The 23740-nt window shown below is 44.8% G+C and carries 22 protein-coding genes and 1 pseudogene; 18 read left to right on the top strand and 5 right to left on the bottom strand.

Features of this window, described 5'->3' with window-relative positions; translation table 11 throughout:
• Positions 1-4: 4 nt before the first annotated feature.
• Positions 5-511, bottom strand: a complete 507-nt coding sequence (locus tag ITG10_RS12265) for a hypothetical protein (protein ID WP_016791308.1) — start codon at positions 509-511, stop codon at positions 5-7.
• Between the two features lie 139 nt (positions 512-650).
• Positions 651-1784, bottom strand: coding sequence for a flagellar assembly protein FlgT (locus ITG10_RS12270; RefSeq protein WP_248386416.1), 1134 nt, complete (start codon positions 1782-1784; stop codon positions 651-653).
• A gap of 192 nt (positions 1785-1976) precedes the next feature.
• On the opposite strand from ITG10_RS12270, the gene ITG10_RS12275 reads away from it, so the two are divergent.
• From ITG10_RS12275 to ltrA, 3 genes and pseudogenes are all read left to right on the top strand, one after another.
• A complete protein-coding gene (locus tag ITG10_RS12275) occupies positions 1977-2612 on the top strand; it encodes a FlgO family outer membrane protein (protein WP_016791310.1) in 636 nt (211 codons plus the stop codon).
• Positions 2613-2621: 9 nt separating this feature from the next.
• Positions 2622-3053, top strand: coding sequence for a flagellar assembly lipoprotein FlgP (flgP, locus tag ITG10_RS12280; protein WP_016791311.1), 432 nt, complete (start codon positions 2622-2624; stop codon positions 3051-3053).
• An 864-nt stretch (positions 3054-3917) separates the two neighbouring features.
• Positions 3918-5202: pseudogene (ltrA, locus tag ITG10_RS12285) on the top strand (group II intron reverse transcriptase/maturase).
• A 240-nt stretch (positions 5203-5442) separates the two neighbouring features.
• On the opposite strand, the gene flgN reads toward ltrA, so the two are convergent.
• The 3 genes from flgN to flgA all read right to left on the bottom strand — a co-directional run bounded on the left by flgN (position 5443) and on the right by flgA (position 7173).
• On the bottom strand, positions 5443-5868 hold the full coding sequence (gene flgN / locus ITG10_RS12290) for a flagellar export chaperone FlgN (protein WP_248386418.1): 426 nt from the start codon (positions 5866-5868) through the stop codon (positions 5443-5445).
• Positions 5869-5930: 62 nt separating this feature from the next.
• Positions 5931-6248 carry a flagellar biosynthesis anti-sigma factor FlgM gene (gene flgM / locus ITG10_RS12295; protein WP_017631743.1) on the bottom strand — a complete coding sequence of 106 codons (318 nt, stop codon included), beginning with the start codon at positions 6246-6248 and terminating at the stop codon, positions 5931-5933.
• A gap of 178 nt (positions 6249-6426) precedes the next feature.
• Positions 6427-7173 (bottom strand): flagellar basal body P-ring formation chaperone FlgA, encoded by a 747-nt coding sequence (gene flgA / locus ITG10_RS12300; RefSeq protein WP_026084342.1) that lies wholly within the window; start codon positions 7171-7173, stop codon positions 6427-6429.
• 77 nt (positions 7174-7250) lie between these two features.
• Here flgA and ITG10_RS12305 point away from each other — a divergent pair, with 77 nt between their 5' ends.
• From ITG10_RS12305 to ITG10_RS12375, 15 genes are all read left to right on the top strand, one after another.
• Positions 7251-8177: a chemotaxis protein CheV gene (locus ITG10_RS12305; protein WP_017631741.1), complete on the top strand. Its 927-nt coding sequence runs from the start codon at positions 7251-7253 to the stop codon at positions 8175-8177.
• Positions 8178-8188: 11 nt separating this feature from the next.
• A complete protein-coding gene (locus tag ITG10_RS12310; RefSeq protein ID WP_017631740.1) occupies positions 8189-9016 on the top strand; it encodes a protein-glutamate O-methyltransferase in 828 nt (275 codons plus the stop codon).
• 255 nt (positions 9017-9271) lie between these two features.
• Positions 9272-9667 (top strand): flagellar basal body rod protein FlgB, encoded by a 396-nt coding sequence (gene flgB, locus ITG10_RS12315; RefSeq protein WP_004736175.1) that lies wholly within the window; start codon positions 9272-9274, stop codon positions 9665-9667.
• Between the two features lie 4 nt (positions 9668-9671).
• Positions 9672-10085, top strand: coding sequence for a flagellar basal body rod protein FlgC (gene flgC, locus ITG10_RS12320; RefSeq protein ID WP_017631739.1), 414 nt, complete (start codon positions 9672-9674; stop codon positions 10083-10085).
• A gap of 17 nt (positions 10086-10102) precedes the next feature.
• Positions 10103-10816 (top strand): flagellar hook assembly protein FlgD, encoded by a 714-nt coding sequence (gene flgD, locus ITG10_RS12325; RefSeq protein ID WP_017631738.1) that lies wholly within the window; start codon positions 10103-10105, stop codon positions 10814-10816.
• A 49-nt stretch (positions 10817-10865) separates the two neighbouring features.
• The gene (flgE, locus tag ITG10_RS12330; RefSeq protein ID WP_017631737.1) at positions 10866-12170 is read left to right on the top strand and encodes a flagellar hook protein FlgE; all 1305 of its coding nucleotides are present in this window, start codon (positions 10866-10868) and stop codon (positions 12168-12170) included.
• Between the two features lie 239 nt (positions 12171-12409).
• Positions 12410-13159, top strand: a complete 750-nt coding sequence (gene flgF / locus ITG10_RS12335) for a flagellar basal-body rod protein FlgF (protein ID WP_017056855.1) — start codon at positions 12410-12412, stop codon at positions 13157-13159.
• A gap of 21 nt (positions 13160-13180) precedes the next feature.
• Positions 13181-13969: a flagellar basal-body rod protein FlgG gene (flgG, locus tag ITG10_RS12340; protein WP_004739713.1), complete on the top strand. Its 789-nt coding sequence runs from the start codon at positions 13181-13183 to the stop codon at positions 13967-13969.
• 89 nt (positions 13970-14058) lie between these two features.
• Positions 14059-14835, top strand: a complete 777-nt coding sequence (gene flgH, locus ITG10_RS12345; protein WP_017631736.1) for a flagellar basal body L-ring protein FlgH — start codon at positions 14059-14061, stop codon at positions 14833-14835.
• A gap of 93 nt (positions 14836-14928) precedes the next feature.
• The gene (locus tag ITG10_RS12350) at positions 14929-16020 is read left to right on the top strand and encodes a flagellar basal body P-ring protein FlgI (protein ID WP_008218243.1); all 1092 of its coding nucleotides are present in this window, start codon (positions 14929-14931) and stop codon (positions 16018-16020) included.
• 10 nt (positions 16021-16030) lie between these two features.
• Positions 16031-16948, top strand: coding sequence for a flagellar assembly peptidoglycan hydrolase FlgJ (flgJ, locus tag ITG10_RS12355; RefSeq protein ID WP_017631735.1), 918 nt, complete (start codon positions 16031-16033; stop codon positions 16946-16948).
• A 211-nt stretch (positions 16949-17159) separates the two neighbouring features.
• Positions 17160-19040 (top strand): flagellar hook-associated protein FlgK, encoded by a 1881-nt coding sequence (gene flgK, locus ITG10_RS12360; RefSeq protein WP_017631734.1) that lies wholly within the window; start codon positions 17160-17162, stop codon positions 19038-19040.
• A 10-nt stretch (positions 19041-19050) separates the two neighbouring features.
• The gene (gene flgL / locus ITG10_RS12365; protein ID WP_017631733.1) at positions 19051-20241 is read left to right on the top strand and encodes a flagellar hook-associated protein FlgL; all 1191 of its coding nucleotides are present in this window, start codon (positions 19051-19053) and stop codon (positions 20239-20241) included.
• 410 nt (positions 20242-20651) lie between these two features.
• On the top strand, positions 20652-21788 hold the full coding sequence (locus ITG10_RS12370) for a flagellin (protein ID WP_017631732.1): 1137 nt from the start codon (positions 20652-20654) through the stop codon (positions 21786-21788).
• Positions 21789-22449: 661 nt separating this feature from the next.
• A complete protein-coding gene (locus ITG10_RS12375; protein ID WP_102300543.1) occupies positions 22450-23583 on the top strand; it encodes a flagellin in 1134 nt (377 codons plus the stop codon).
• The last annotated feature ends 157 nt before the right edge of the window (positions 23584-23740 follow it).

Here is a 23740-nt window from a genome sequence, read left to right on the forward strand (position 1 = left end):
AAGGTTACTTCAAGTCAATACTGTTCAATCGTCCCATAAAAACGAGCAGATCAATCACATCTTTGTGAGCATCAAGCAGTGCGCGTTTGGTCTGGCTATACGCGGCAAGTCGACCGTGCTTTCTGATCGAACATACCTTAGTTTTGTATTTGTAATCACCATTCTCAGAGAACACACGCCATTTGGCGATATAACACTCATCACGGTGTTCGGGGTCACTCTGCGTTGGGTTTGGTTTGAATACGATTTTAGGCTCTAAACTATGAGGCAGGCGCGTCATTAAGTAGGGCTCTTTGAGGACTTTAGGCCAAAATTTACCCCAAAGCTCTCTGCCCAGCTCATCTCTTAACTTAATGGTTTTCTTCAGTGCTTTGTCTTCACCCATACGAACAAAGCCGACAGACCTGTGTAGTACTGTGTCTTCGGGTGTATGAATGTGGATCTTAAAAGCGGTTTTACCTTTCGAGATAAAGCGGTAACCGGTAGCACCAATTAGATTATTCTGGCTCATAGTTTGCTAAATGATGATTATGTTATTAATAAGGTTACGACAAATACGTTAAAACCGAAACTAATCATCATGAAAAAAATAAAGCCTTAACAAAAGTGCTAAGGCTTTATTAGAAACTCTGAGACGAGCGTGTCGCTAACTACATGATTTTCTGCATCACATCACCAATTTGAATGCTTCCCGCAAGGCTTGGCTGATCAATCGTCAGTTCTGCTTCGTTTTCGTAAACGCGAGAAACCGTTAGGGTGATATCACTTTGAGACACCTTGTTGCGTGGCAAACCGCGTTGGTCGATAAACGAACCTGTGTGCCATAACTGAAGCTTGTCACCTTGCTGAACACCATGCATTCGGCCTAAATCGATGGTCACTGTATTGCCGTAGACCGCCGCAACCTCTGGAAGAGTGATCTTACACGATACTTCTGATTCCAAGTCCAGCATGATATTACGACTGACGCGAAGCATCATGCTGCCGTAGGTAGATGCCCAGAAGCGCGCGCTGCGTGTATCGACTTCACTGGTTTTAGCAAATGGCCATTTAGCCACTTCACGATAGCTACGATTATAAACTTGGTGACCTGTTTTACCGTCGAACACTTGCATCTCGAGTGCAAACTGACGGTTGATAACATCGTCTTTCAAAAGTTTAGATTCGATGGTCGCCGTTAAGTCGGTAATATCACCACCAATGATGTACTGCGCACCTGTATCTTGAGCGATCATTTTGATCACTTCAGGTCGACGCTTATCGATGTCGTAATTGGTTGTGCCGACAGAAACAAAACTGCGAGACTCTTGCGCAAGCTGCCTGTCAACCACATGGCTGAAATCATCGCCGATGTTATAGATTCTTCCCATCACGGCTTGTTGAGGCGAGGTCACATCAATATTGCCGACCAAAAATGTCTTCTTATATTGGCTCTCATGGCAAGCATTTGCCGAAGGGTAGATGTCGATCCTGGCGGTGATCATTAAATTGCCACCGCGTGTTCTCTCTTTATCAACCAAGATGTAGCGTACTTCGTGGTTGGTAAACTGGAACTCTTTCTTGCTCGAATCTAGATAGGGCGTGAGGTTGGAGATACTACCAATATCAGCGCCTGAGAACTGAACAGCCTTGTAAACCGCGTCTTCCAGAGCGTGGACCCTTGCACTTTTTTCTGTCGATACGATCGCTGCTGTACCGGTAACTTCATACCAAGAGGCATGAGCACTGAAGCTTATGGTTATCAGTGAACTTATTGAAAATAAGTAATAAATTATTTTTTTCATCTATTCGTTACCAGTTGGGTATAAATATTGCTTAACAAATAACTATAAGCTTGAAGCTGACTTAAGTGCGTTTTTCTTAATCTGAACCATTAATGAAAAGCAAAGACTGTTCCAACATTGTAATCCATTGAAAAGAATAATGGTGAGAACATATTGGAACAGGTAGCACTAAAACTATCTGGAGATAAGAGAATGAAAAAATGGCTCGTAGTAGTGAGTGTCATGTTATTGACCTCATGCGCTTATTCGCCAATCTATAACGGCAAGTCTGAGTATTCAGGTAGTCAGTTTATGTTGATGGACAGCCCTCGTCATACCATGGATTTTTTCGTTGAAAGCATGACCGAAGATTTGATCGTGTCGAATACGAGTATTTCTGCAAGAACGCCGATTGCGATTACCTCGTTTGTTGACCTGCAACACATGGACACAACAAACTGGCTCGGTAACTCAGTATCAGAAGGTTTCATTCATCAGTTTCAGCGTCGCGGCTTCAAGGTTGTTGATTTTAAAACGACGGGTTCTATCCAAGTGACTCACCAAGGTGATTTTGCGTTAAGCCGTGATTGGAAAGACTTAGCTCAAGAGCAAGACGTTCAATACGTGCTGACAGGTACTATGCTTCGCCAAGAAGGCGGTGTTCTAGTGAATGCTCGTGTGGTTGGAATGCAAACACGTATCGTGGTGGCTTCTGCACAAGGCTTCTTGCCTGCTGACCGTATTGGTCGTGACCTCGATACTCTGAACAGTATTCGAACTCAAGATGGTGTGATCATTCGTTCTGACCCAACGATCAGCCAGCCTTATACTGTTATTCTTCGCCCTTAGGAGTTCGAGATGAAGAAGTTAATGTTTGTTGTTGCCGCTTTATTGCTTGTTGGCTGTCAGCCATTGCAGAGCATGAGACCTGATGATTTCTTAGTGGCTGTTGGCTACGCGAGTATCAGTGAACAGAAAGGTCGTAACGACGAAGAGAGACGCATCCGTGCGATGAGAGCCTCTAAGATCGATGCTTATCGTGAGTTGGCTGAACAGGTTTATGGTATGCGAGTAAGCGGCCGTGCTGAACTTGAAGATCAGCGCCTTGGTACCGAACGTACCTCAGGTGCGGTTGATGGCGTTATCCGTGGTGCAGAAGTGGTGCGTAGTTACCCAGTAGGTGATAGCTACGTGACCGAGCTTCAGTTGGATATTCGCAAGATGGATCAGCTCCGTAACTACGGTGAAGTTCAGGCAGTACCTGAGAAGAGACAACAAACGCTGTTCTAGTTTCGGTGTTTGAATCGAATATTCAGTGATATTGGCTGCCACTCGCTTTCCAGATGGCGTATCGGCAACCAATAACTAATGTGAGTGTAAAAGCGGCAAGTATGAAAATACTTGCCGCTTTTTTGTTTGCCCAGCGAAGCTGGCAAACCCGTTAGGTTGAAAGAAACCTGAATCACCCCGACTGAGGGGAAGATAATCCGAATCGCAAGGGCGTTGCTGGCTAACGGCAGGGTCTGAAGGAAGCGATAGGAAGTTAACAGTACACAACGCAAGTAAACCTGCTTCGGCAGTATAGGTGGGTAAGCGTCCGAAATAGCGCGAAGCCCTATACTCAGTCAGACCTATGCTGTGCTTGAGGTGGCATTGTTAACAGGGAGCCAGTGCAGTAACTGGGGAAGCCTGACACCACATCCAAAGTCTGGAAGCACAAACTCGAAGCGAAAGCTAAGAGCTGTGTTGGTGCGAGGTGGCAGATGAATCCGTAGTAGTGAGTAAGGCTAAGCCCGAGAAGCCCAGTAATGGTGTGGAGGAGAAAACTTAGCTGACCATCAGCATCAAGTCTGATGGAGCACTGAAATGCCAAAAGCACTCAGTGCTGCGAAGGGAGGAAGTACACTTTAAGTCTGTGATGAACAGATGTTTTTTTTTTTTTTCAGTGATACCCAAACCGAATCGCTATCGGGGTATTCCTAGTTTGGTTGATTGTGGAAGCAAGATACTGAGCTAAGAAACCGTATAGGGAGTAACTCTGACACACTTCAGTAAATTGCCATTGAGCTAGAAGGCTGAATAGCAGAGAGAAATAACACCCACACTGGACATGAAACACTTGTCCCCACACAGCACACAACCCAAGGAGAGAAAGTGCGAGTTTATTACAGTTTATATGGTCATCTGCTCAACAAAGAGAGGCTGTATAAAGGGTTTAAAAAAGGTAAAGAAAGCGAAAGGCGCGGCTGGAATAGATGAGCAGAGCCTGAGCGACTACGCCGAAAATCTGAGTGATAACCTCGATCAACTCCTCTCTGAACTCAAAACCAAGCAATACAAACCTCAGCCAGTCAAACGAGTAGAGATACCCAAAGAAGACGGAGGGGTACGATTGCTTGGGATCCCAACCGTTAGGGACAGAGTTGTCCAACAAGCACTCAATGATATCCTCACCCCCATCTTCGAAGAGCAATTTCACCCATCAAGTTTTGGGTATAGACCGAATCGAAGTTGTCACGATGCAATCAACAAATCCACGATGTTTATCCGCCGATACGGATTACAGCACGTCGTAGATATGGACTTGTCGAAGTGCTTTGACAAACTCGACCATGAGTTGATCCTCAAGAGCATCAGAAGGCGAGTCACAGATAGCAGCGTGTTAGAGCTGATAAAACAGTTTCTGAAAAGTGGCGTGATGATAGACGGTAGTTGGCAGGAGACAGAGCTAGGAAGTCCACAAGGTGGTGTTATCAGTCCTTTGATTGCCAATATCTACCTTGATGCGTTCGATCAGGAAATGCGAAAGCGTGACCATAGGCTCGTTCGTTATGCGGATGACATACTCATCTTTTGTCGTAGCAAGGCAGGAGCAGAGAATGCCCTTGCACAAGCGACGAAGATCCTAGAAGGAGAGCTTAAACTCACAGTGAATCAGACGAAATCACATATAGCGCACAGCCGTGATGGCGTGAAGTTCTTAGGTGTAGAAATCGGGAGTCAATTTACCCGCATTCAAACTAAGAAACTGAAAGGGTTCAAAAGTAAGTTAAAGCGACTGACAAAGCGAGGGTGCGGTAAGCCACTTGAGCAAGTCATAAAAGCTTTAAACCCAGTGTTAAGAGGGTTCAGTCAATACTTCAGGATCACCAATAGCAGCAGAGAGTTCTCAAGGTTAGCAGGGTGGCTACGAAGAAGACTTCGTAGTATCCAGTTGAAACTTTGGAAGAAGCCTCAACGGTTACACCGAAGGTTAAAACAGTTAGGGTATAAGCCGCCGTTCCAACATATCTCAATGACAAGTTGGGTCAGTGCAGCGAGTCCCCTATCAAGCTATGCGATGCCAAATCAATGGTTTAATGACCAAGGGTTGGTAAATCTTGGAACAATAAGGACAGGGCATGTGTTCAGCCAATATGCTGAATGGAAGTGTGCATGAGCCGTATACGAGGTCCGTACGTACGGTTCTGTGAGAGGGATGAGGCGGTAACGCCTCACCCTACTCGATGTTTATCGATTTTGTCAGGGCGTTCAAAGGCTGATTAGGTGTTTTGATAAAAGATAATGATGGGAATAGTCTGAGATACAGATACAGATACAGATACAGATACAGATACAGATACAGATACAGATACAGGCAGAAGGTTAACAATGGGTATTACTGAAAAGGGAGGCTTAACTAGGCTTTTACGTTAGTTCCCAGCGTAGAAATAGTATGCGTTTGACCACCGGCATTGTAGGTCATGCCAATTTTTCCGTGGCTTTGCTGCATCATATTGCTGAGTTTTTTGAAGCTAAGGTGTGCTCGATTCAAGGCTTCGCCATTAACCAGGTTCGCTTGATGGCAATCGTGCACTATGGACTTGATGGTTGAGACTAACTGAGCCAGCTCAGGGTTCTCGGTCAGTTCTGAGATATTGGTATGGGCTGCGATGCGTTGATCGGTTGATCTTAGCTGTTCGACAAGAACCACTTTTTCTTTGGCGATTCGCTCAATATCATTGGATTGTCGGCTCGTGATCGCGGTTTTCTCTGAACTTAATAATTCAGATAAGGCTTTGGCATTTTGAAGTTGAAAATTAACTAAGTCTGCTAGTGCCGCCATAACGTAAACCTATCAATAACCTCGTGTACTTTAAGTTAACCACTCAATCTAAGGGTTAGTGCTTAAAGGCCTTTTAATTCGTTTTCGAACTTGATCATGTTGTCAGCCAGTTTTTCTGGATCAACCGTGTATGAACCGTTCGCTATTGCTTCTTTGATCGCTGCTACTTTCACAGAATCAAAGCTTGGCTGTGCTGCCATGTCTTGATGGAGTTGACCAATCGCTTTGCCTTGTTGGCTTAGAGAAACCGCATCTTTGCTTGCTGGTGATTTAGTTGACACATCAGAACGTGATGCCTCAGAACTAGAATCAGAGCGTACTGCTGATCGGTTGGTGGTCGTTAGGGTTTGCCCTGAACGAATATTATCAATGCCTGCCATAGTTAAGCCTTTTTCTTCAAAAATGGGAACCTGTACAGTCAATATCGACCAAGGGTTCGAATACTTTAGCAATTTTTAGCTCAATAGTCGAAAAGGGACCAAACACTGCTGCTGTGATTTTCAGCATTAGATTGGAGAGCAAAATCGCTAACGATACCGTCAATTTAGAAGTAAAGAGTTAAAAGTAAACCGTGACTTCAGACATGCTGGTAACAATTCCTTCAATTATACGCTGTGATTTATCATTTTTCACTCTTACTTGATCGCCCATCGAACCATCGGTGAGTGCTGTGCCTTTGGTAGTAATGGTCATGCCACCTTTTACAGCCTGTATGATAACCTTCTCATTTCGGCATACGACGCAGATATCGCCTCTTTCAACAACATCACCCGGTCTTAGGTTCTTTTTAACCTTGGCGCCGACGACTTGCTCTGGAGCGGTGAAACCTTGGCGACGAAACTTGTTAAGAGAAATCATCGCGGTGGTCACATCGTATTGACCGACAATTTCGCCTCTCGCGAGTGCTCTGGTTGTCGTCACAAGCGGCACTGACATCGAAAGACGCACCGGCACATAAACTCGCCACTCATCAGGAACACATTGCACTAAAACCGTAATACTGCTGCGGGTATTGGTGGTGGTTGAGGCACTTGTCTCGAGAGGGATTGGGCAGTCTGTTGCTTTGATTCTTGAGTCAACATTTGCTGAATTAACAAAGAGTTCGCCGCCTCGTGGCTGTTCAACGGTATCAAGGATGTGTTGCTCCGCCGCCGACTGAATCATCTCAATTTGTTCTGGGGTCGCAGCTTGCACAAAAAAACTAAACAATATTGATAAAATGCCGATAAACTTAGCGACAGTTTTAAAAGTAGCTCTACACATTGCTATGGAAAGAGGTGGCAAATTTGTTTTATAATACGTCATTCCGTTTCTCTGGTGGTTCGTAGCCTGCAGTAGACTAACACTTTTTATACAAAAAAGTTTGATATGGAGATGAGCTCATGACGGGTATTCTTGATTCGGTGAATCAGCGTACGCAACTCGTCGGTCAAAACCGATTAGAATTACTAACCTTTCGCCTAATGGGGCGTCAGCGTTACGGCATTAATGTTTTTAAAGTAAAAGAAGTGCTTCAATGCCCTAAGCTGACGAAGATGCCAAACTTGAACCCACTGGTTAAAGGTGTCGCACACATTCGTGGTCAAACGATCTCTGTGATTGATTTGAGCTTAGCGATTGGTGGCCGTCCTACAACGGATGTTGAAAAGTGTTTTGTGGTTATCTCTGAGTTTAACCGAACCATTCAAGGTTTCTTGGTAAGTTCAGTTGAGCGCATTATTAACATGCACTGGGAATCGATTCTTCCGCCGCCAGATGGCGCAGGTAAAGCCAACTACCTGACAGCGGTAACCAACATCGATAATGAATTAGTCGAAATTCTGGATGTTGAAAAGATTCTTGCTGAGATTTCACCAGTGGATGAAACAATGGACAGCAAAATTGCTGAAGAAATCGCAGAAGTAGAACAAGAGAAAGAATTGGTTCGCCGTATCTTGATTGCTGATGATTCGACGGTTGCTCGTAAGCAGGTTCAACGTGCTATCGAGTCGATTGGTTTTGAAGTTATCTCAGTGAAAGATGGTAAAGAAGCCTATGAGAAGTTGATGCAGATGTCAGCCGAGGGCAGTATTTACGATCAGATTTCATTGGTGATTTCAGATATCGAAATGCCAGAAATGGATGGATACACGCTGACTGCTGAGATTCGTCGTCACGCAGAATTGAAAGATTTATACGTAATTTTACACTCATCATTGAGTGGTGTATTTAACCAAGCCATGGTTGAGCGTGTAGGGGCTAACTCCTTCATCGCGAAATTCAACCCTGATGAGCTTGGTGCAGCGGTTAAAGCTGCGTTAACTAACTAAAAGAGACATTAATGACTGCTATAACAATAAGTGATCAAGAGTATCGCGATTTCAGCCGTTTCTTAGAATCTCAATGTGGCATTGTATTAGGTGACAGCAAACAGTACTTAGTGCGCAGCCGTCTAAGCCCATTAGTAACGAAGTTCAATGTAGCGTCGTTATCTGATTTGCTGAGAGATGTAGTGACAGGTCGAAACCGTGAGTTGAGAGTGGCAGCAGTGGATGCTATGACGACGAACGAGACACTTTGGTTCCGAGATACTTACCCGTTTGCTGTGCTTGCGGATAAACTTCTACCGGAAATAGCGGCAAATAAACGTCCTATTAAGATTTGGTCTGCGGCAAGTTCTTCAGGCCAAGAACCATACTCAATGGCAATGACGGTGCTTGAGACTCAAGCTCGTAAGCCGGGTATGCTGCCAAATGTATCGATTACCGCAACTGACATCTCAGCAAGTATGTTGGATATGTGCCGCACGGGCGCGTACGACAACCTTGCTTTGGGACGCGGACTTTCTCCAGAGCGTCGTCGTACTTTCTTTGAAGATGCGGGCGATGGTCGCATGAAAGTGAAAGACAACGTGAAGCGCATGGTGAACTTCCGTCCTCAAAACTTGATGGACAGCTATGCACTGTTAGGCAAGTTCGACATCATTTTCTGTCGTAACGTGCTGATTTACTTCTCACCTGATATGAAGTCAAAGGTACTTAACCAGATGGCAAATAGCCTCAACCCTGGTGGTTACCTGCTATTAGGTGCGTCGGAATCACTAACAGGCTTAACGGATCGTTTTGAAATGGTTCGCTGTAATCCAGGCATCATCTACAAATTAAAGTAATGGTTGGCACCAGAATCAGGTGCGGCGTTACTGTCTAACTTCAAAACCCAGCCAAGTGCTGGTTTTTCTTTTTCCTGCTTAACCTATATCTTTAAGTCAGAGTGACATTCCAATTTACTCTATTTTTTGGCTTGTATATTGCAAGTTTACCCACGAGTAACCTGTAAAAGTATTGATAGACCGCTTTGTTTTAAAAGTTGGTATATATATTGCTTTGGTTATTTCATAACAGTCAGTTCTTGAGTTGAGGTTTACATGGCTATTTCTTTTGACAATGCTTTAGGCATTCACCAACACACAGTTGGTGTACGTGAGCGTAATGCTGAGGTGCTTTCCACCAATATCGCGCAAGCAAACACGCCTGGGTATAAGGCAAAGGGATTAGACTTTAAGAAATCGCTGCAAGCGGCAAGTTCTGGGGCAAGCATTGGTCTTAGCCGCACAGATGGTCGGCACATTTCTGCCTCAACAACGGTGAACGGGGAAACGAAGTATCGAATTCCTACACAACCTGATACAGGAGATGGCAACACGGTTGATTTGGATTTGGAAAGAAACCTTTTCATGCAAAACCAAATTAGGCATCAAGCCTCTCTCGACTTCCTAGGAAGTAAGTTCAAGAATTTAACTAAAGCGATTAAAGGGGAATAATTAGATGAGCTTATTTAATGTATTCAATGTGACTGGTTCTGCGATGAGTGCTGAATCTGTTCGTCTAAATACGACCTCGAGCAACCTAGCGAACGCGGACAGTGTAAGTAGTTCTGCTGAAGAAACTTACAAAGCTCGCCACGCAGTGTTCGGCGCTGAGTTAAATCGAGCACGCAACAGTGACCACACTGTGCCTGTGAAAGTATTAGGTATTGTTGAAAGCGATAAGCCGCTAAGCGCGGAGTACAACCCTGATCACCCATTAGCGAATAACGAAGGCTACATCTACAAGCCGAACGTAAACGTTATGGAAGAGATGGCAAACATGATTTCGGCATCACGTGCGTACCAAACAAACGTACAGGTTGCTGACTCGAGTAAACAAATGCTGCTGCGTACGCTGCAGATGGGTCAATAAGGATAAGGAGGTAGCACATGGCTGGAATCAACAACAATGTTGGTCAAAGCGGCTTGTCCTATGTTGACCAGCTGAAGAGTCTTCAAGATGGCGCTAAGAAGTCCGACGAAACAACAGGTAAGCAGGATCTTAAACAAGAAGATTTCTTATCTTTGTTGACTAAGCAATTAGCACAGCAAGACCCTTTCAAGCCGGTTAGCAATGACCAGATGATTGCGCAAATGGCTTCATTTGCGACCGTAGATGGCATTGGCAAAATGAATACACAGTTTGAAAGCTTGAATTCATCAATGACCTCTAACCAAGCACTGCAGGCCTCTTCTTTGGTTGGCCGTGATGTATTGGTTCCTGGTGCGGCAGGTGTGAAACCCGGTGACGGCGGTATGGCGGCAATGGTTAAGCTTCCTCAGGCAATGGACAATGTAATGGTCCGTGTTGAGAACGAAGTTGGCCAATTAGTTCGCACATTTGATATCGGTTCTAAACCTTCTGGTGACACACGTGTTGAATGGGACGGAAAAGACGAAGACGGTAACCCATTGCCGGCCGGTAAATACAACGTGAAAGCGTCGGGTTTGCTGGATGGTGAGAACACAGAGTTCCAAGTTTCCAGTTATGCGAACGTGAACAGTGTGCTTCTTGGTAAGGGTGATGGCAACGTACTACTCAATCTGGCTGGTTTCACATCGCCAGTACGACTTGCTGAAGTACTAGAAGTTGGTAAAGCGTAGCTCTTTATTGAGTGACTATGCTAGCTAGATAGATTAGGAGAATATTGGAATGTCATATGTAGCTTTAAGCGGCCTATCCGCTGCACAATTAGACCTGAATACAACCAGTAACAACATTGCGAACGCAAACACATTTGGCTTTAAAGAGTCTCGTGCTGAGTTCGGTGATGTTTACTCAAACTCGTTGTTCACTAACGCAAAAACGACGTCAGGTGGCGGTGCGCAAGCTAGCCAAGTGGCGCAACAGTTCCACGAAGGTTCGAGTATTTATACAAACAACCCAATGGACTTACGTGTCAGTGGTACAGGTTTCTTTGCTGTAGCGAAAGATCGCATGGTGCCAGAGATTAATGAACTAACGCGTAATGGTGCATTTCACCTAAACAAAGATAACTACATGGTTACAGCTAACGATGAGTTTCTTTTAGGCTACGATGTTGATCCTAATTCGGGTGAAGTTCTTTCTTACGCGCCAAAGCCTCTCGACATTCCTGCTGAGTTTGGTAAGCCAAAACAGACAGAAAACATTGAAGTAGGGGTTAACCTGCCTGCAAACGGTGATCTTAAAGACCCAGCTGCATTTAACTACCAAGATGCTGACACATACAACCGTGCAACGTCTTCGACGGTATACGATTCTATGGGTCAGTCTTACAAGTTAACGACTTACTACCTCAAAGATCAGACCCAACCAAACACTTGGCAAACGTACTACACCATGTCAGATGAGAATGGCGAGAAACCATTGAACATTACAGGCGGTGATGCGACGAATGCAACAGGTCATGTTGGTCATACAATGAAGTTCAACAATGATGGTACGTTAGCAAGCCTGAACAGTGGTCAGCCGATTAACTCTGATCCTCTAGGTGCTGGCGCGAACCCAATTGATTTGAACGGTGCGGATCCAACACAAGTGCTTAAGTTTGGTCTAGATTCTTCAACTCAGTTTGCTGCTCCGTTTGAATTGACTAAGTTTGATGAAGATGGTGCGACAACAGGTTTCTTAACCAAAATCGATTTCGATGAGTACGGTAGTGTTCTAGGTACTTACTCAAATGGTGAAAACGTGATGCTTGGCCGTGTAGGCTTGGTTCGTGTACCAAATGAGCAAGGTCTAGACAAGAAAGGCGGCACTCAATGGGATTCTACTAACGACTCAGGTGACAAAATCTGGGGTGAATCGAATAAAGGTTCATTTGGTAGCATCAACAACGGCTCTCTAGAGCAGTCGAACATCGATATGACTCAAGAACTGGTTGATTTGATTTCTGCTCAACGTAACTTCCAAGCGAACTCGCGTTCTCTAGAAGTACACAACCAGCTACAACAGAATATTCTTCAGATTCGTTAATCGTTTAAAGCGTTTAAATCATCTGCGAATACCCAATTCAATGTTATTGAATTGGGTATTGTTGTTTGTCTTCTTATTTGCCGCCCCTATTGCCGCACGGTAATGCCACTGGCAACAATTCTCTTGAATGATCACCTTTCTTGTTCGTTTTCTATTTAAATTATTGATAAATAACAGTTAAAAATATTGGCACAGTGTTTGCTTTATTAGCCCCAGAAGATGATTTTTGGAGCAAAATTATGGATCGCGCACTGTTTCTTGCCATGAGTGGCGCTAAGCAAAATATGCAAGCTTTGCAGCTACGTGCAAACAACCTTGCCAACGTAAGTACAACGGGTTTCCGTGCTGATTTAGCACAGGCACGTTCAATGCAAGCGTATGGTGAAGGCATGCCTACTCGTGTTTTCAGCATGACAGAGCGTCCGGGTCATAATTTCGCTCAGGGTAGTGTGGTTACTACTGGCCGAGATCTAGATGTCACCATTCAAGGTGATGGTTGGATTTCAGTGATGGACAATACTGGCCGTGAAGGTTTAACGCGTAACGGTAACCTAAGGGTTGATCAAAACGGTTTACTAACCAACGCAAGTGGTCACTTAGTGCTTGGTGAAAACGACGCACCAATCACGCTGCCAATCCCAATCAGCAAAGTAGAAATTGGTACAGACGGTACGATCTCTGTCATTCCTCAAGGCGCTCCAGCTGAAGAATTGGCCGTGGTTGATCGTATTAAGCTTGTACGTCCAGACAACCAAAGTTTGTTTAAAGATACGAATGGTCTATTCCGTTCGAAAAACCCAGATCAGGCATACGAAGCAGATGCAGCGGTAACGTTGCTAAAAGGTGCTATCGAAGGCAGTAACGTAAATGCCGTAGGTGAAATGACCAGCCTAATTGACCTACAACGTCAGTTTGAAATGCAGGTCAAGATGATGAGCACAGCAGAGGAAATGGACAAGTCGTCTGATTCACTGCTTCGTATGAGCTAATAGAATTTAAAGGAAATTGCTATGCATCCAGCATTATGGGTAAGTAAAACAGGTTTAGACGCCCAACAAACCAATATCTCAACGATTTCGAACAACCTTGCCAACGCCTCGACTATTGGTTTTAAAAAGAGCCGCGCGGTATTTGAAGACTTGTTCTACCAAAACATCAACCAACCGGGTGGCCAATCGTCTCAGAACACTGAGCTGCCAAGTGGTTTGATGTTGGGTGCCGGTTCTAAGGTAGTGGCAACCCAAAAGGTTCACACGCACGGTAACGCACAAACAACGTCGAACAGCCTAGATATGATGATTGAAGGCGACGGCTTCTTCCAAGTTGAGATGCCAGACGGTGAAACAGGCTACAGCCGTAATGGTCAGTTCACTCTGAACGGTGACGGCGCAATCGTAACATCGGGTCAAGGCTACCCTCTACAACCTGAAATCGTTATCCCTGAAGATGCGATCTCGGTAACGGTTGGCAACGACGGTGAAGTATCGGTTCGTCTTCGTGGTGAGCAAAACAACGTCGTAGTTGGCCAAATCACGATTACAGATTTCGTAAACCCAGGCGGTTTAGAACCAGTCGGTCAAAACCTTTACTTACCGACAGGTGCAAGTGGTGACCCACAAGAAGGTGTTCCAGGTTTTGATGGCCTAGGTAACATTCGCCAGTCGATGCTAGAAACATCGAACGTAAACGTAACCGAAGAGCTAGTAAATATGATCGAAGCTCAACGTGTTTACGAAATGAACTCGAAAGTTATCTCGTCAGTAGACAAGATGATGAGCTTTGTTAACCAACAGCTTTAATTGGTTTATTTGCCGCTTACTTGTTTCGCATTAATCGACGTGTTTGCCACTGTCTACTATTTACAACGACTTGTTGAGAGTATATCGCCATGAAACGTATTTTTTGTTTAGCCCTGTTAGCTTCGATGACTGGTTGTACAGTGCTGGATCCAATTGAGACGCCAGCGCAAGAGAACGCGACCACAGTGGTTGATGCGGTAGAAGGCGATAAGTCGGCAGAAGAAAGCTCAGGCATTATCGACACGCTTCGTGGCAGAACCGATCCTATTGCTGGTGACCCAGCGTGGGCACCAATCAATCCAAAAGAAAAACCAGAGCATTATGCAGCGGCAACAGGTTCTCTGTTTAATATTAACCATATTGGCAGCATGTACGATGATTCAAAACCGCGTGGCATTGGTGACATTATTACCGTAGCGCTGGATGAGAACACTCGAGCGACCAAAAAAGCCAATGCTGACATGTCTAAGTCGAACGATGCATCGATGGAACCTCTGGCTGTGGGTGGCCAAGAGCTGACGATCGACAAGTACAACTTCTCTTATGACCTGAGCAACACCAATACCTTTGCTGGTGATGCATCAGCCAACCAAAGTAACAGCATCAGCGGTTACATTACCGTTGAAGTTATCGAAGTCTTAGCTAATGGCAACCTAGTGGTTCGTGGCGAAAAGTGGATGACACTGAACACGGGTGATGAGTATATCCGCCTAAGCGGCACTATTCGACCTGATGATATTGATTTCGAAAACACCATCGCTTCAAACCGTGTTTCTAACGCACGAATTCAGTACTCAGGCACTGGCGTGCAAAAAGATATGCAAGAGCCTGGATTCTTGGCACGATTCTTTAATGTATCTCTGTAGAGCTTGAGAGCGCGTCGGCTTACTGACTCTCTCGTAAATATCTAATTTCAAGCTAACTCATTATAAATTAAAGCAATACAGACAGGTTACTCAATGAAAAAACTGACACTCGTACTATTCGGCATGCTATTTCTTGCCACCAGTGCTCATGCTGCGCGTATCAAAGACGTGGCAAAAGTGGCGGGTGTTCGTAGTAACCAACTTGTCGGTTATGGTTTGGTCACGGGTTTGCCGGGTACCGGTGAGACAACTCCCTTTACCGATCAAACATTTAACGCAATGCTGCAAAATTTTGGCATTCAATTGCCGCCCGGCACTAAGCCAAAAACCAAAAACGTAGCGGCCGTTATTGTTACAGCTGAATTGCCAGCCTTCTCTAAGCAAGGTCAGGAAGTTGACGTAACGGTTTCTTCTATCGGTTCGGCAAAAAGCCTACGTGGTGGCACGTTGCTACAAACCTTCCTAAAAGGTCTGGATGGCCAAGTGTATGCGGTAGCGCAAGGCAACTTGGTAGTAAGTGGTTTTAGTGCACAAGGTAACGACGGTTCTAAGATTGTCGGTAACAACCCTAACGTTGGCATCATCTCTAGCGGTGCTACGGTTGAACAAGAGATCCCAACGCCATTCGGTCGTGGTGACTACATCACCTTCAACCTAATCCAATCAGATTTCACAACAGCGCAGCGTATGGCTGATGCGGTTAATAATTTCCTAGGCCCACAAATGGCTTCAGCGGTAGACGCAACTTCAGTAAAAGTTCGTGCACCGCGTGAAATCAGCCAGCGTGTTGCGTTCTTATCGGCTATCGAAAACATCGAGTTCGACCCTGCTGAAGGCTCTGCAAAGATCATCGTAAACTCTCGTACGGGCACGATCGTGGTTGGTAAGCACGTTCGCCTAAAAGCGGCAGCGGTAACGCACGGTGGTATGACGGTTGCTATCAAAGAAAACCTAAACGTAAGCCAACCGAATGCATTTTCTGGTGGTCAGACGGTAGTTGTTCCTGATTCAGATATCGAAGTAACTGAAGCTGATGGCAAGATGTTCAAGTTTGAGCCTGGCTTAACGCTGGATGATTTGGTTCGTGCAGTCAACGAAGTAGGCGCAGCGCCTTCTGATTTAATGGCAATCCTTCAAGCACTGAAACAAGCAGGTGCGATTGAAGGCCAATTGATCATTATCTAAGGGATAAAGCATGATTAAGAATAACAATGACATCGGCTTTATTCACGACATCGGCAGCTTAGACCGCCTTCGTCAACAAGCGGTAAATGGTGAAGAGGGCAGCGAAAAAGAAGCACTGACGGCTGCAGCAAAACAATTTGAATCGATTTTTACCTCGATGTTGTTTAAGTCGATGCGCGATGCGAACTCAAGCTTCAAGTCGGACATGTTGAACAGCCAGAACGAACAGTTCTATCGTCAGATGCAAGATGACCAAATGGCGAGTGAGCTGAGTGCTTCAGGTTCGTTAGGTCTTGCGGATATGATTGTGGCTCAGTTAAGCGCGGGTCAAGCAAGCGACGCGACAGAAGATAAAGTTCGTAATGAAGGCTTTGATACTTCACTGCAAAGACCTCAATACTCAGGTCGTTCAGAAGATAGAGCATCTGAAGTTCAATCTGCGTCAGCGGTTAAACAACCCGTCTCTTTCGATTCTCCAGAGTCGTTTGTTACCTCAATGAAGCCTTATGCTGAAAAAGCAGCAAGCGCGCTTGGTGTGGATTCATCTCTTCTATTGGCACAAGCGGCACTTGAGACAGGTTGGGGTTCTAAAATGGTTAAGAACTCATTGGGTAACAGTAATAACCTATTCAACATCAAAGCGGACAGAAGCTGGAAGGGCGATAAGGTCGCGACTCAAACTCTTGAGTTCCACGGTAAAACCGCCGTTAAAGAGTCGGCATCTTTCCGTTCTTACTCAAACTTTGAAGATAGCTTTAATGACTATGTGAAGTTCTTAAACGAAAACCCAAGATACGAAACGGCGCTACAGCATCAAGGTAATTCAGAGAACTTCATCAAAGGTATCCACCAAGCGGGTTACGCAACTGACCCTAACTATGCAGATAAGGTATTGCGCGTTAAAGCCAAGATTGATGAGATGAACTAATCACCTTTAATGAACATTGAGAGCTTGCCATTGGCTGGCTCTTTTCTTATCCATCACCTCAAATCTTGCCGCGTTACTCAAAGTTATCTCCTTACACTTCAATAAATTATTGTCCTTTAGTCCTTGTTTGTCTCTATTGGCACATATATTGCTTTTTAAACTTGTAGTTAATCAGTTCATCCTGATTTTGTTAAGTTTTTTTGGGGGCATTATGGCGTCGGATCTTCTGAATGTAGGGGCACAAAGTGTTCTTACCGCTCAGAGACAGTTAAACACCACAGGTCATAACATTTCTAACGCCAACACAGAGGGCTATAGCCGCCAATCTGTGATTCAAGGTGTGAATGACCCGCGCCAGTACGGTGGTCAAACCTACGGTATGGGTGTGCATGTGGAAAATGTTCGCCGCTCTTGGGACCAATTTGCCGTCAATGAACTTAACCTATCGACAACCAATGCCGCTAACAAAGGTGATACTGAAGCGAACCTAGATATGCTGTCGAGCATGTTGTCATCGGTTGCTTCGAAGAAGATCCCTGAAAACCTCAACGAGTGGTTTGACTCGGTGAAAACATTGGCCGATACACCGAATGATGTTGGTGCGCGAAAGGTTGTATTAGAAAAGGCTGGGCTATTGAGTAAAACGTTGAATGAGTTTCATGAAACGGTTCGCCAACAGTCTGATTCTACGAACAAAAAATTAGACATGGGTATCGAGCGAGTTAACCAACTGGCTTACGAGATCCGTGACGTACAACGCTTAATGATGCGAACTCCTGGGCCACATAATGACCTACGAGATCAGCACGAAAAGTTAATTAATGAGCTTTCTGGTTACACCAAAGTCACGGTAACTCCGCGCTCAAACGCTGAAGGATTTAACGTCCATATCGGCAATGGTCACACCTTGGTTTCAGGTAGTGAAGCAAGCCAACTGAAAATGGTTGATGGCTTGCCCGATGCGCATCAGCGTCGCTTAGCGATTGTTGAAGGAAAGTCTTTAAAACCGATCACCAGCAGTGATATCGATGGAAAGATCGGTGCCATGTTAGACATGCGAGACGAGCATATTCCAGCAATTATGGATGAGCTTGGCCGTTTGGCGACGGCGTTTTCGTACAAGGTAAATAGTCTTCAAGAGCAAGGTTTGGATCTCAACGGCAACGTGGGTAAGGACCTGTTTACCGATGTGAACTCAGAGCTGGTGGCAAAGTCTCGTGTTACGGCTAGTGGGCAGTCGAAAGCCGATGTTGCGGTATATATCGATGACACCTCTGCCTTGAAAGGTGGTGAATACGGCCTTAAGTATGACGGCAGTGATTATGTCGTGACCAAGCCGAATGGCGAAACCGTTAAGATGACGACTGACTCGAGTGGCAACGCTTTTTATCTTGATGGCATGCGAGTGGAAGTACGTACCCCTCCTGAACTGGGAGAGAAACTGTTACTGCGTCCAACGCGTAATTTTGCTGCTCAAATGCAGATGGAAACCAAAGACCCGAAAGACATTGCTGCGCAAAGTTATGAGGCATCGACCACGTTTGCCAAGGGTACAGCGGGATTCAAAATCCTAGAAGCAGGTCAATTGCGTGAGTTTGAAGTGATTGTCTCACCAAAAGGTGAGCAGTTTGCTGTGACGGATCCGAAGGGTAACATTTTAATGCAGCCTCAACCGTATCCTCCTGAAGGCCCTGTGACCATCAATGGAACAACGTTTGAGCTCACATCCGGCGCGGTGGCAAACGATAAGTTTACGGCAAACCTTGTCCCATCAGAAGGTGACAACGGTAACCTGCGCAAGCTGCAAGATCTTCAAACAGGAAAGCTGTTGAATGATGGTGAGTCTACGATTTTAGACCTTTACCACAACTTGAATACTAATACGGGCTTGAAGTCTTCAACGGCAAATCGCTTGAGTGATATTGCGACGTTAGAAAAACAGTCGGCTCAAGAACGTATAGCTTCTATCTCGGGAGTAAACCTCGATGAAGAAGCGGCAAATATGATGAAATTTCAGCAAGCGTATATGGCTTCTTCACGCATCATGCAAGCAGCCAACGATACGTTTAACACTATTTTGGCTCTGAGATAGGAAGGTATAAATGTTGAATCGTATCTCTAGCTTCCATAATTATCAGTCAGTACAAAACGACTTGCGCCGTCAAGAGAACAAGGTGCATCACAACCAAGCGCAACTTGCTTCGGGTAAGAAGTTACAGTCGCCAAGTGATGACCCATTAGCGACGCACTATTTACAGAACATTGGTCAGCAGTCAGAACAGCTTAAACAGTATGTAGATGCGATTACGCTAGTCAGAAACCGTCTTGAGCATCATGAGGTATTGGTTTCTAACACTGAAGGCTTTGCTGATGAAGCAAAACGAACCGTGATGGAAATGATCAACGGTGCGCTTTCTCCAGAAGACCGTTTAGCTAAGAAGCGTGAAATTCAAGAACTGGCGAATAACTTCCTGCATTTAGCCAACTCTCAAGATGAGTCGGGTAACTACACATTTGCGGGCACTAAACCAAAGAATCAGCCTTTCTTTCGAGATAATCAAGGAAACGTGACTTATCAAGGTGATGACTACCAACGCAAGATGCGAGTGGCAAGCAGCTTTGAAATGGCAATGAATGATCCGGGCAGCAAGATGTTTATGGAAATAGACAACCCGTTCGGTGACTACGAGCCTCAGTATGAACTAGAGTCTGCTTCTGAGTTATTGCTAGAGCGCGCGACCAACAGAACTAAAGATTCATCAACGTACAAAGTGACGTTTGTTGATATGCAGACCGGAAACTACGCCTACCAGCTTGAGAAAGATGGGACAGTAGTCGCCGCGGAAGATTTTGATCCTTCGACAGGCATTGTCTACGAAGGGCTGAATATCCAACTTAAAGGCCAGATCACGAAAGGTGACTCGATCACCTTAGAGCCGAGAAAGACATTCTCTATCTTTGATACGTTTAAAGAAGCCGCTGAACAGGCTGAAAACCCAGTATCGGATGCATCGGCAACGGCGAAATTGCACCAAGTAACAGAAGAGTTTCATGCTGCGTTTATCCATTTAACTAAGGCGAGAACCGATGTCGGTGCACGCTTGAGTACTTTGGATATTCAAGAACAACAACATGAAGATTTTAAGTTGTCTTTGGCGAAAGCGAAAAGCAACTTTGAAGACTTGGATTATTCGAAAGCCATCATTGAATTCAATGAAAACTCTCGAGCGCTCCAAGCTTCACAACAAGCGTTTGGTAAAACTAAAGACCTGACCTTGTTTAACTATATTTAACGATCTAGTGGTGAACTGCTGTTCATCACGGAGTCGATTCTTTGCCTTATGTGCTATGCCATACGTGCGAATGACTCCAATGCTTGCCGCTTTTTTGTACGAAACATTTTGTTTTTCGAGATAGCGGCAAAAAACGGCAATCAGGAGGGTATACGTTGTTTCACCCTCAAAGAACAAACAATCATAATCGCGTTTAATTTTGTGTAAGTTTTTGATTTTTATTTAATTAAAAAATTATTTATACAAGATTAAACTTGGCATACAACTTGTATCTGTGTTGGTTATAAATGATTAATACAGATCTTAAACCCTGAATAGGGTTTATCGAGTAATACACGGTCAGTGCTTATCCATATGAGAGTAAAGCTGGCCGCTTCGCAGAAAGTTTGCGAACTCATAAGGAGAGCAAAATGGCTATCAATGTAAGCACTAACGTATCTGCTATGACAGCACAACGTTACCTGAATAAAGCGTCTAATGACTTAGCGACTTCTATGGAGCGTTTGTCATCTGGTCACAAGATCAACAGCGCGAAAGACGATGCAGCGGGTCTGCAAATCTCGAACCGCTTAACGGCACAATCGCGTGGTCTTGATGTAGCAATGCGTAATGCTAACGACGGTATTTCGATTGCTCAAACCGCTGAAGGTGCGATGAATGAATCGACCAACGTACTACAACGTATGCGTGATCTAGCGATTCAATCATCAAACGGTACTAACTCTCCAGCAGAGCGTACAGCACTGAATCAAGAGTCAATGGCACTTCAAGATGAGCTTAACCGTATCGCGGAAACAACCTCTTTTGGTGGTCGTCGTCTATTGAACGGTTCATTTGGTGAAGCCTCGTTCCAGATTGGTTCTAACTCTGGTGAAGCGATGATCATGGCGTTAACTAGCATTCGTGCCGATGATTTCCGCATGGGTGGTACTACGTTTGATTCAGAAAACGCGAAAGATAAAGATTGGCAAGTGCCGCCAACCGCAAGCGATCTTAAGTTTGAATTTAAGACTAAAGCGGGCGAAGACATCATTCTAGATATCAACACCAAAGCAGGTGACGATATTGAAGAACTGGCGACTTACATTAATGGTCAATCTGATCTAGTGAACGCATCGGTTACCGATGAAGGCCGTTTACAGCTGTTCGTTGCTGAACCAGATCTTGAGGGCTCAATGTCTATCTCTGGTGGTCTAGCATCTGAGCTAGGTATTAAGAGTGAAGGCCGTGCAACATCAGTTCAAGATATCAGCCTAACAAGCGTTGCAGGTTCACAGAACGCAATCAGTGTGATTGATTCTGCAATGAAGTACGTAGATTCACAGCGTGCTGATTTGGGTGCGAAACAGAACCGTCTAAGCCACAGCATTAATAACTTGGCAAACGTACAAGAGAACGTAGACGCTTCTAACAGCCGAATCAAAGATACGGACTTTGCGAAAGAGACGACGCAAATGACCAAGTCACAAATTCTGCAACAAGCAGGTACTTCGATACTTGCTCAAGCAAAACAGTTGCCTAACTCTGCAATGACATTATTGCAATAGTTATTGGTTGAACTTGCTTCTCGTGTTCAGACGTGAGCCATGCAGCAAGGGAAACTGGCAAGCATACTTACTATTGAGTGTTTAGCTCTCTCATCTCTCACCTGCTATCCATTTTTACGGTAAGAATGCAACGGCAAGTCGGAAATGTGTTCATTTCTCGATGATCTCCACACAGGCTCTGACGCGCCAACTAGCCCCGGTTCTCTCAAAGGAAAAGGGGCTTTTTCCTTTCTGACGTCTACCTTTCTGTTTCTTTACTATCTACTGAGTTTGCCTAGCCGATTCTCAACTCCAGTTCTCAACCTTGAATTAACTTCACCTACTACCGCGGAAAATATCCCACCTCAATGTACTAAATCTGTCCGCATAGAGGATCTTTGATGATCGCTCATTTCTATACGTTGACCAATTTCTACGGCGATCAGCCTTTTTTTTGAACAGTTCGAGATCTTGTACTAATTGAAGTCTGCAGTTGTTATAGAAAAATGTAATATTTAAGTATCTGAAAAATATTAATTTAATAATTTTTTTGTGGTTTTTTAAAAGTTTTTCTAAAGCTTCTGAATTTCGCGCCGTTATTAAAAGTAACTTTGAGAGAACTACTTTGGTTTTCCGAGACGTCGGAAACCGCTATACCGGAAAATCAATTGGAGAAATCACCATGGCAGTGAATGTAAATACAAACGTTTCAGCGATGACAGCGCAACGTTACCTAAACAACGCAAACAGCGCACAACAAACATCAATGGAGCGTCTAGCTTCAGGTTCTAAAATCAACAGCGCAAAAGATGACGCTGCAGGCCTACAAATCTCGAACCGTTTAAACGTTCAGAGTCGTGGTCTTGATGTTGCTGTACGTAACGCGAACGACGGTATCTCTATTGCACAAACTGCTGAAGGTGCAATGAACGAGACAACGAACATCCTGCAACGTATGCGTGATTTGTCTCTACAATCTTCAAACGGCTCAAACTCAAAATCTGAGCGTGTAGCGATTCAAGAAGAAGTAACAGCACTGAACGACGAACTAAACCGTATCGCGGAAACGACGTCTTTTGGTGGCAACAAGCTGCTTAACGGTACTCACGGTACTAAGTCATTCCAAATCGGTGCAGACAACGGTGAAGCGGTAATGCTTCAACTGAAAGACATGCGCTCTGATAACGCTCAGATGGGTGGTAAGAGCTACCAAACTGAGAACGCGAAAGACAAAGACTGGAACGTTCAAGCGGGCTCTAACGACCTAAAATTGTCGTTCACTGACAACTTCGGTCAAGCACAAGAGATCGACATCAGCGCAAAAGCGGGTGACGACATCGAAGAGCTAGCGACTTACATCAACGGTCAACAAGATTCTGTTAAAGCGTCTGTTACTGAAGACGGCAAGCTACAAATGTTCACAGGCAACAACAAAGTGAGCGGCGATGTGTCTTTCTCTGGCGGTCTTGCGGGTGAGCTAGGTATTCAAGCAGCTAAAGACGTAACGGTTGATACTATCGATGTAACATCTGTTGGCGGCGCACAAGAGTCTGTAGCAGTAATCGATGCGGCACTTAAGTACGTAGACAGCCACCGTGCTGAGCTAGGTGCTTTCCAAAACCGTTTCGACCACGCTATCAGCAACTTAGACAACATTAACGAAAACGTTAATGCATCTAAGAGCCGTATTAAAGATACGGACTTCGCGAAAGAAACGACTCAGATGACTAAGTCTCAGATCCTTTCTCAAGCTTCAAGCTCGATTCTTGCTCAAGCGAAGCAAGCTCCGAACTCGGCACTTAGCCTACTAGGTTAATCGATTAAAAAGCCACGTTGACTATAAGCGTTGTTGAGAAAAAGCGTTAACGTTAGGCTTCCACAAATTAGCTCGTGGTGAGAGATGAGCGCTAAACAGACCCAGCTTCGGCTGGGTTTTTTATTGCCTGCAATTTGGATAAGGGGGAGTTTTGGTG

The sequence above is a fragment of the Vibrio sp. ED004 genome (assembly GCF_023206395.1).
Classification (GTDB): Bacteria; Pseudomonadota; Gammaproteobacteria; order Enterobacterales; family Vibrionaceae; genus Vibrio.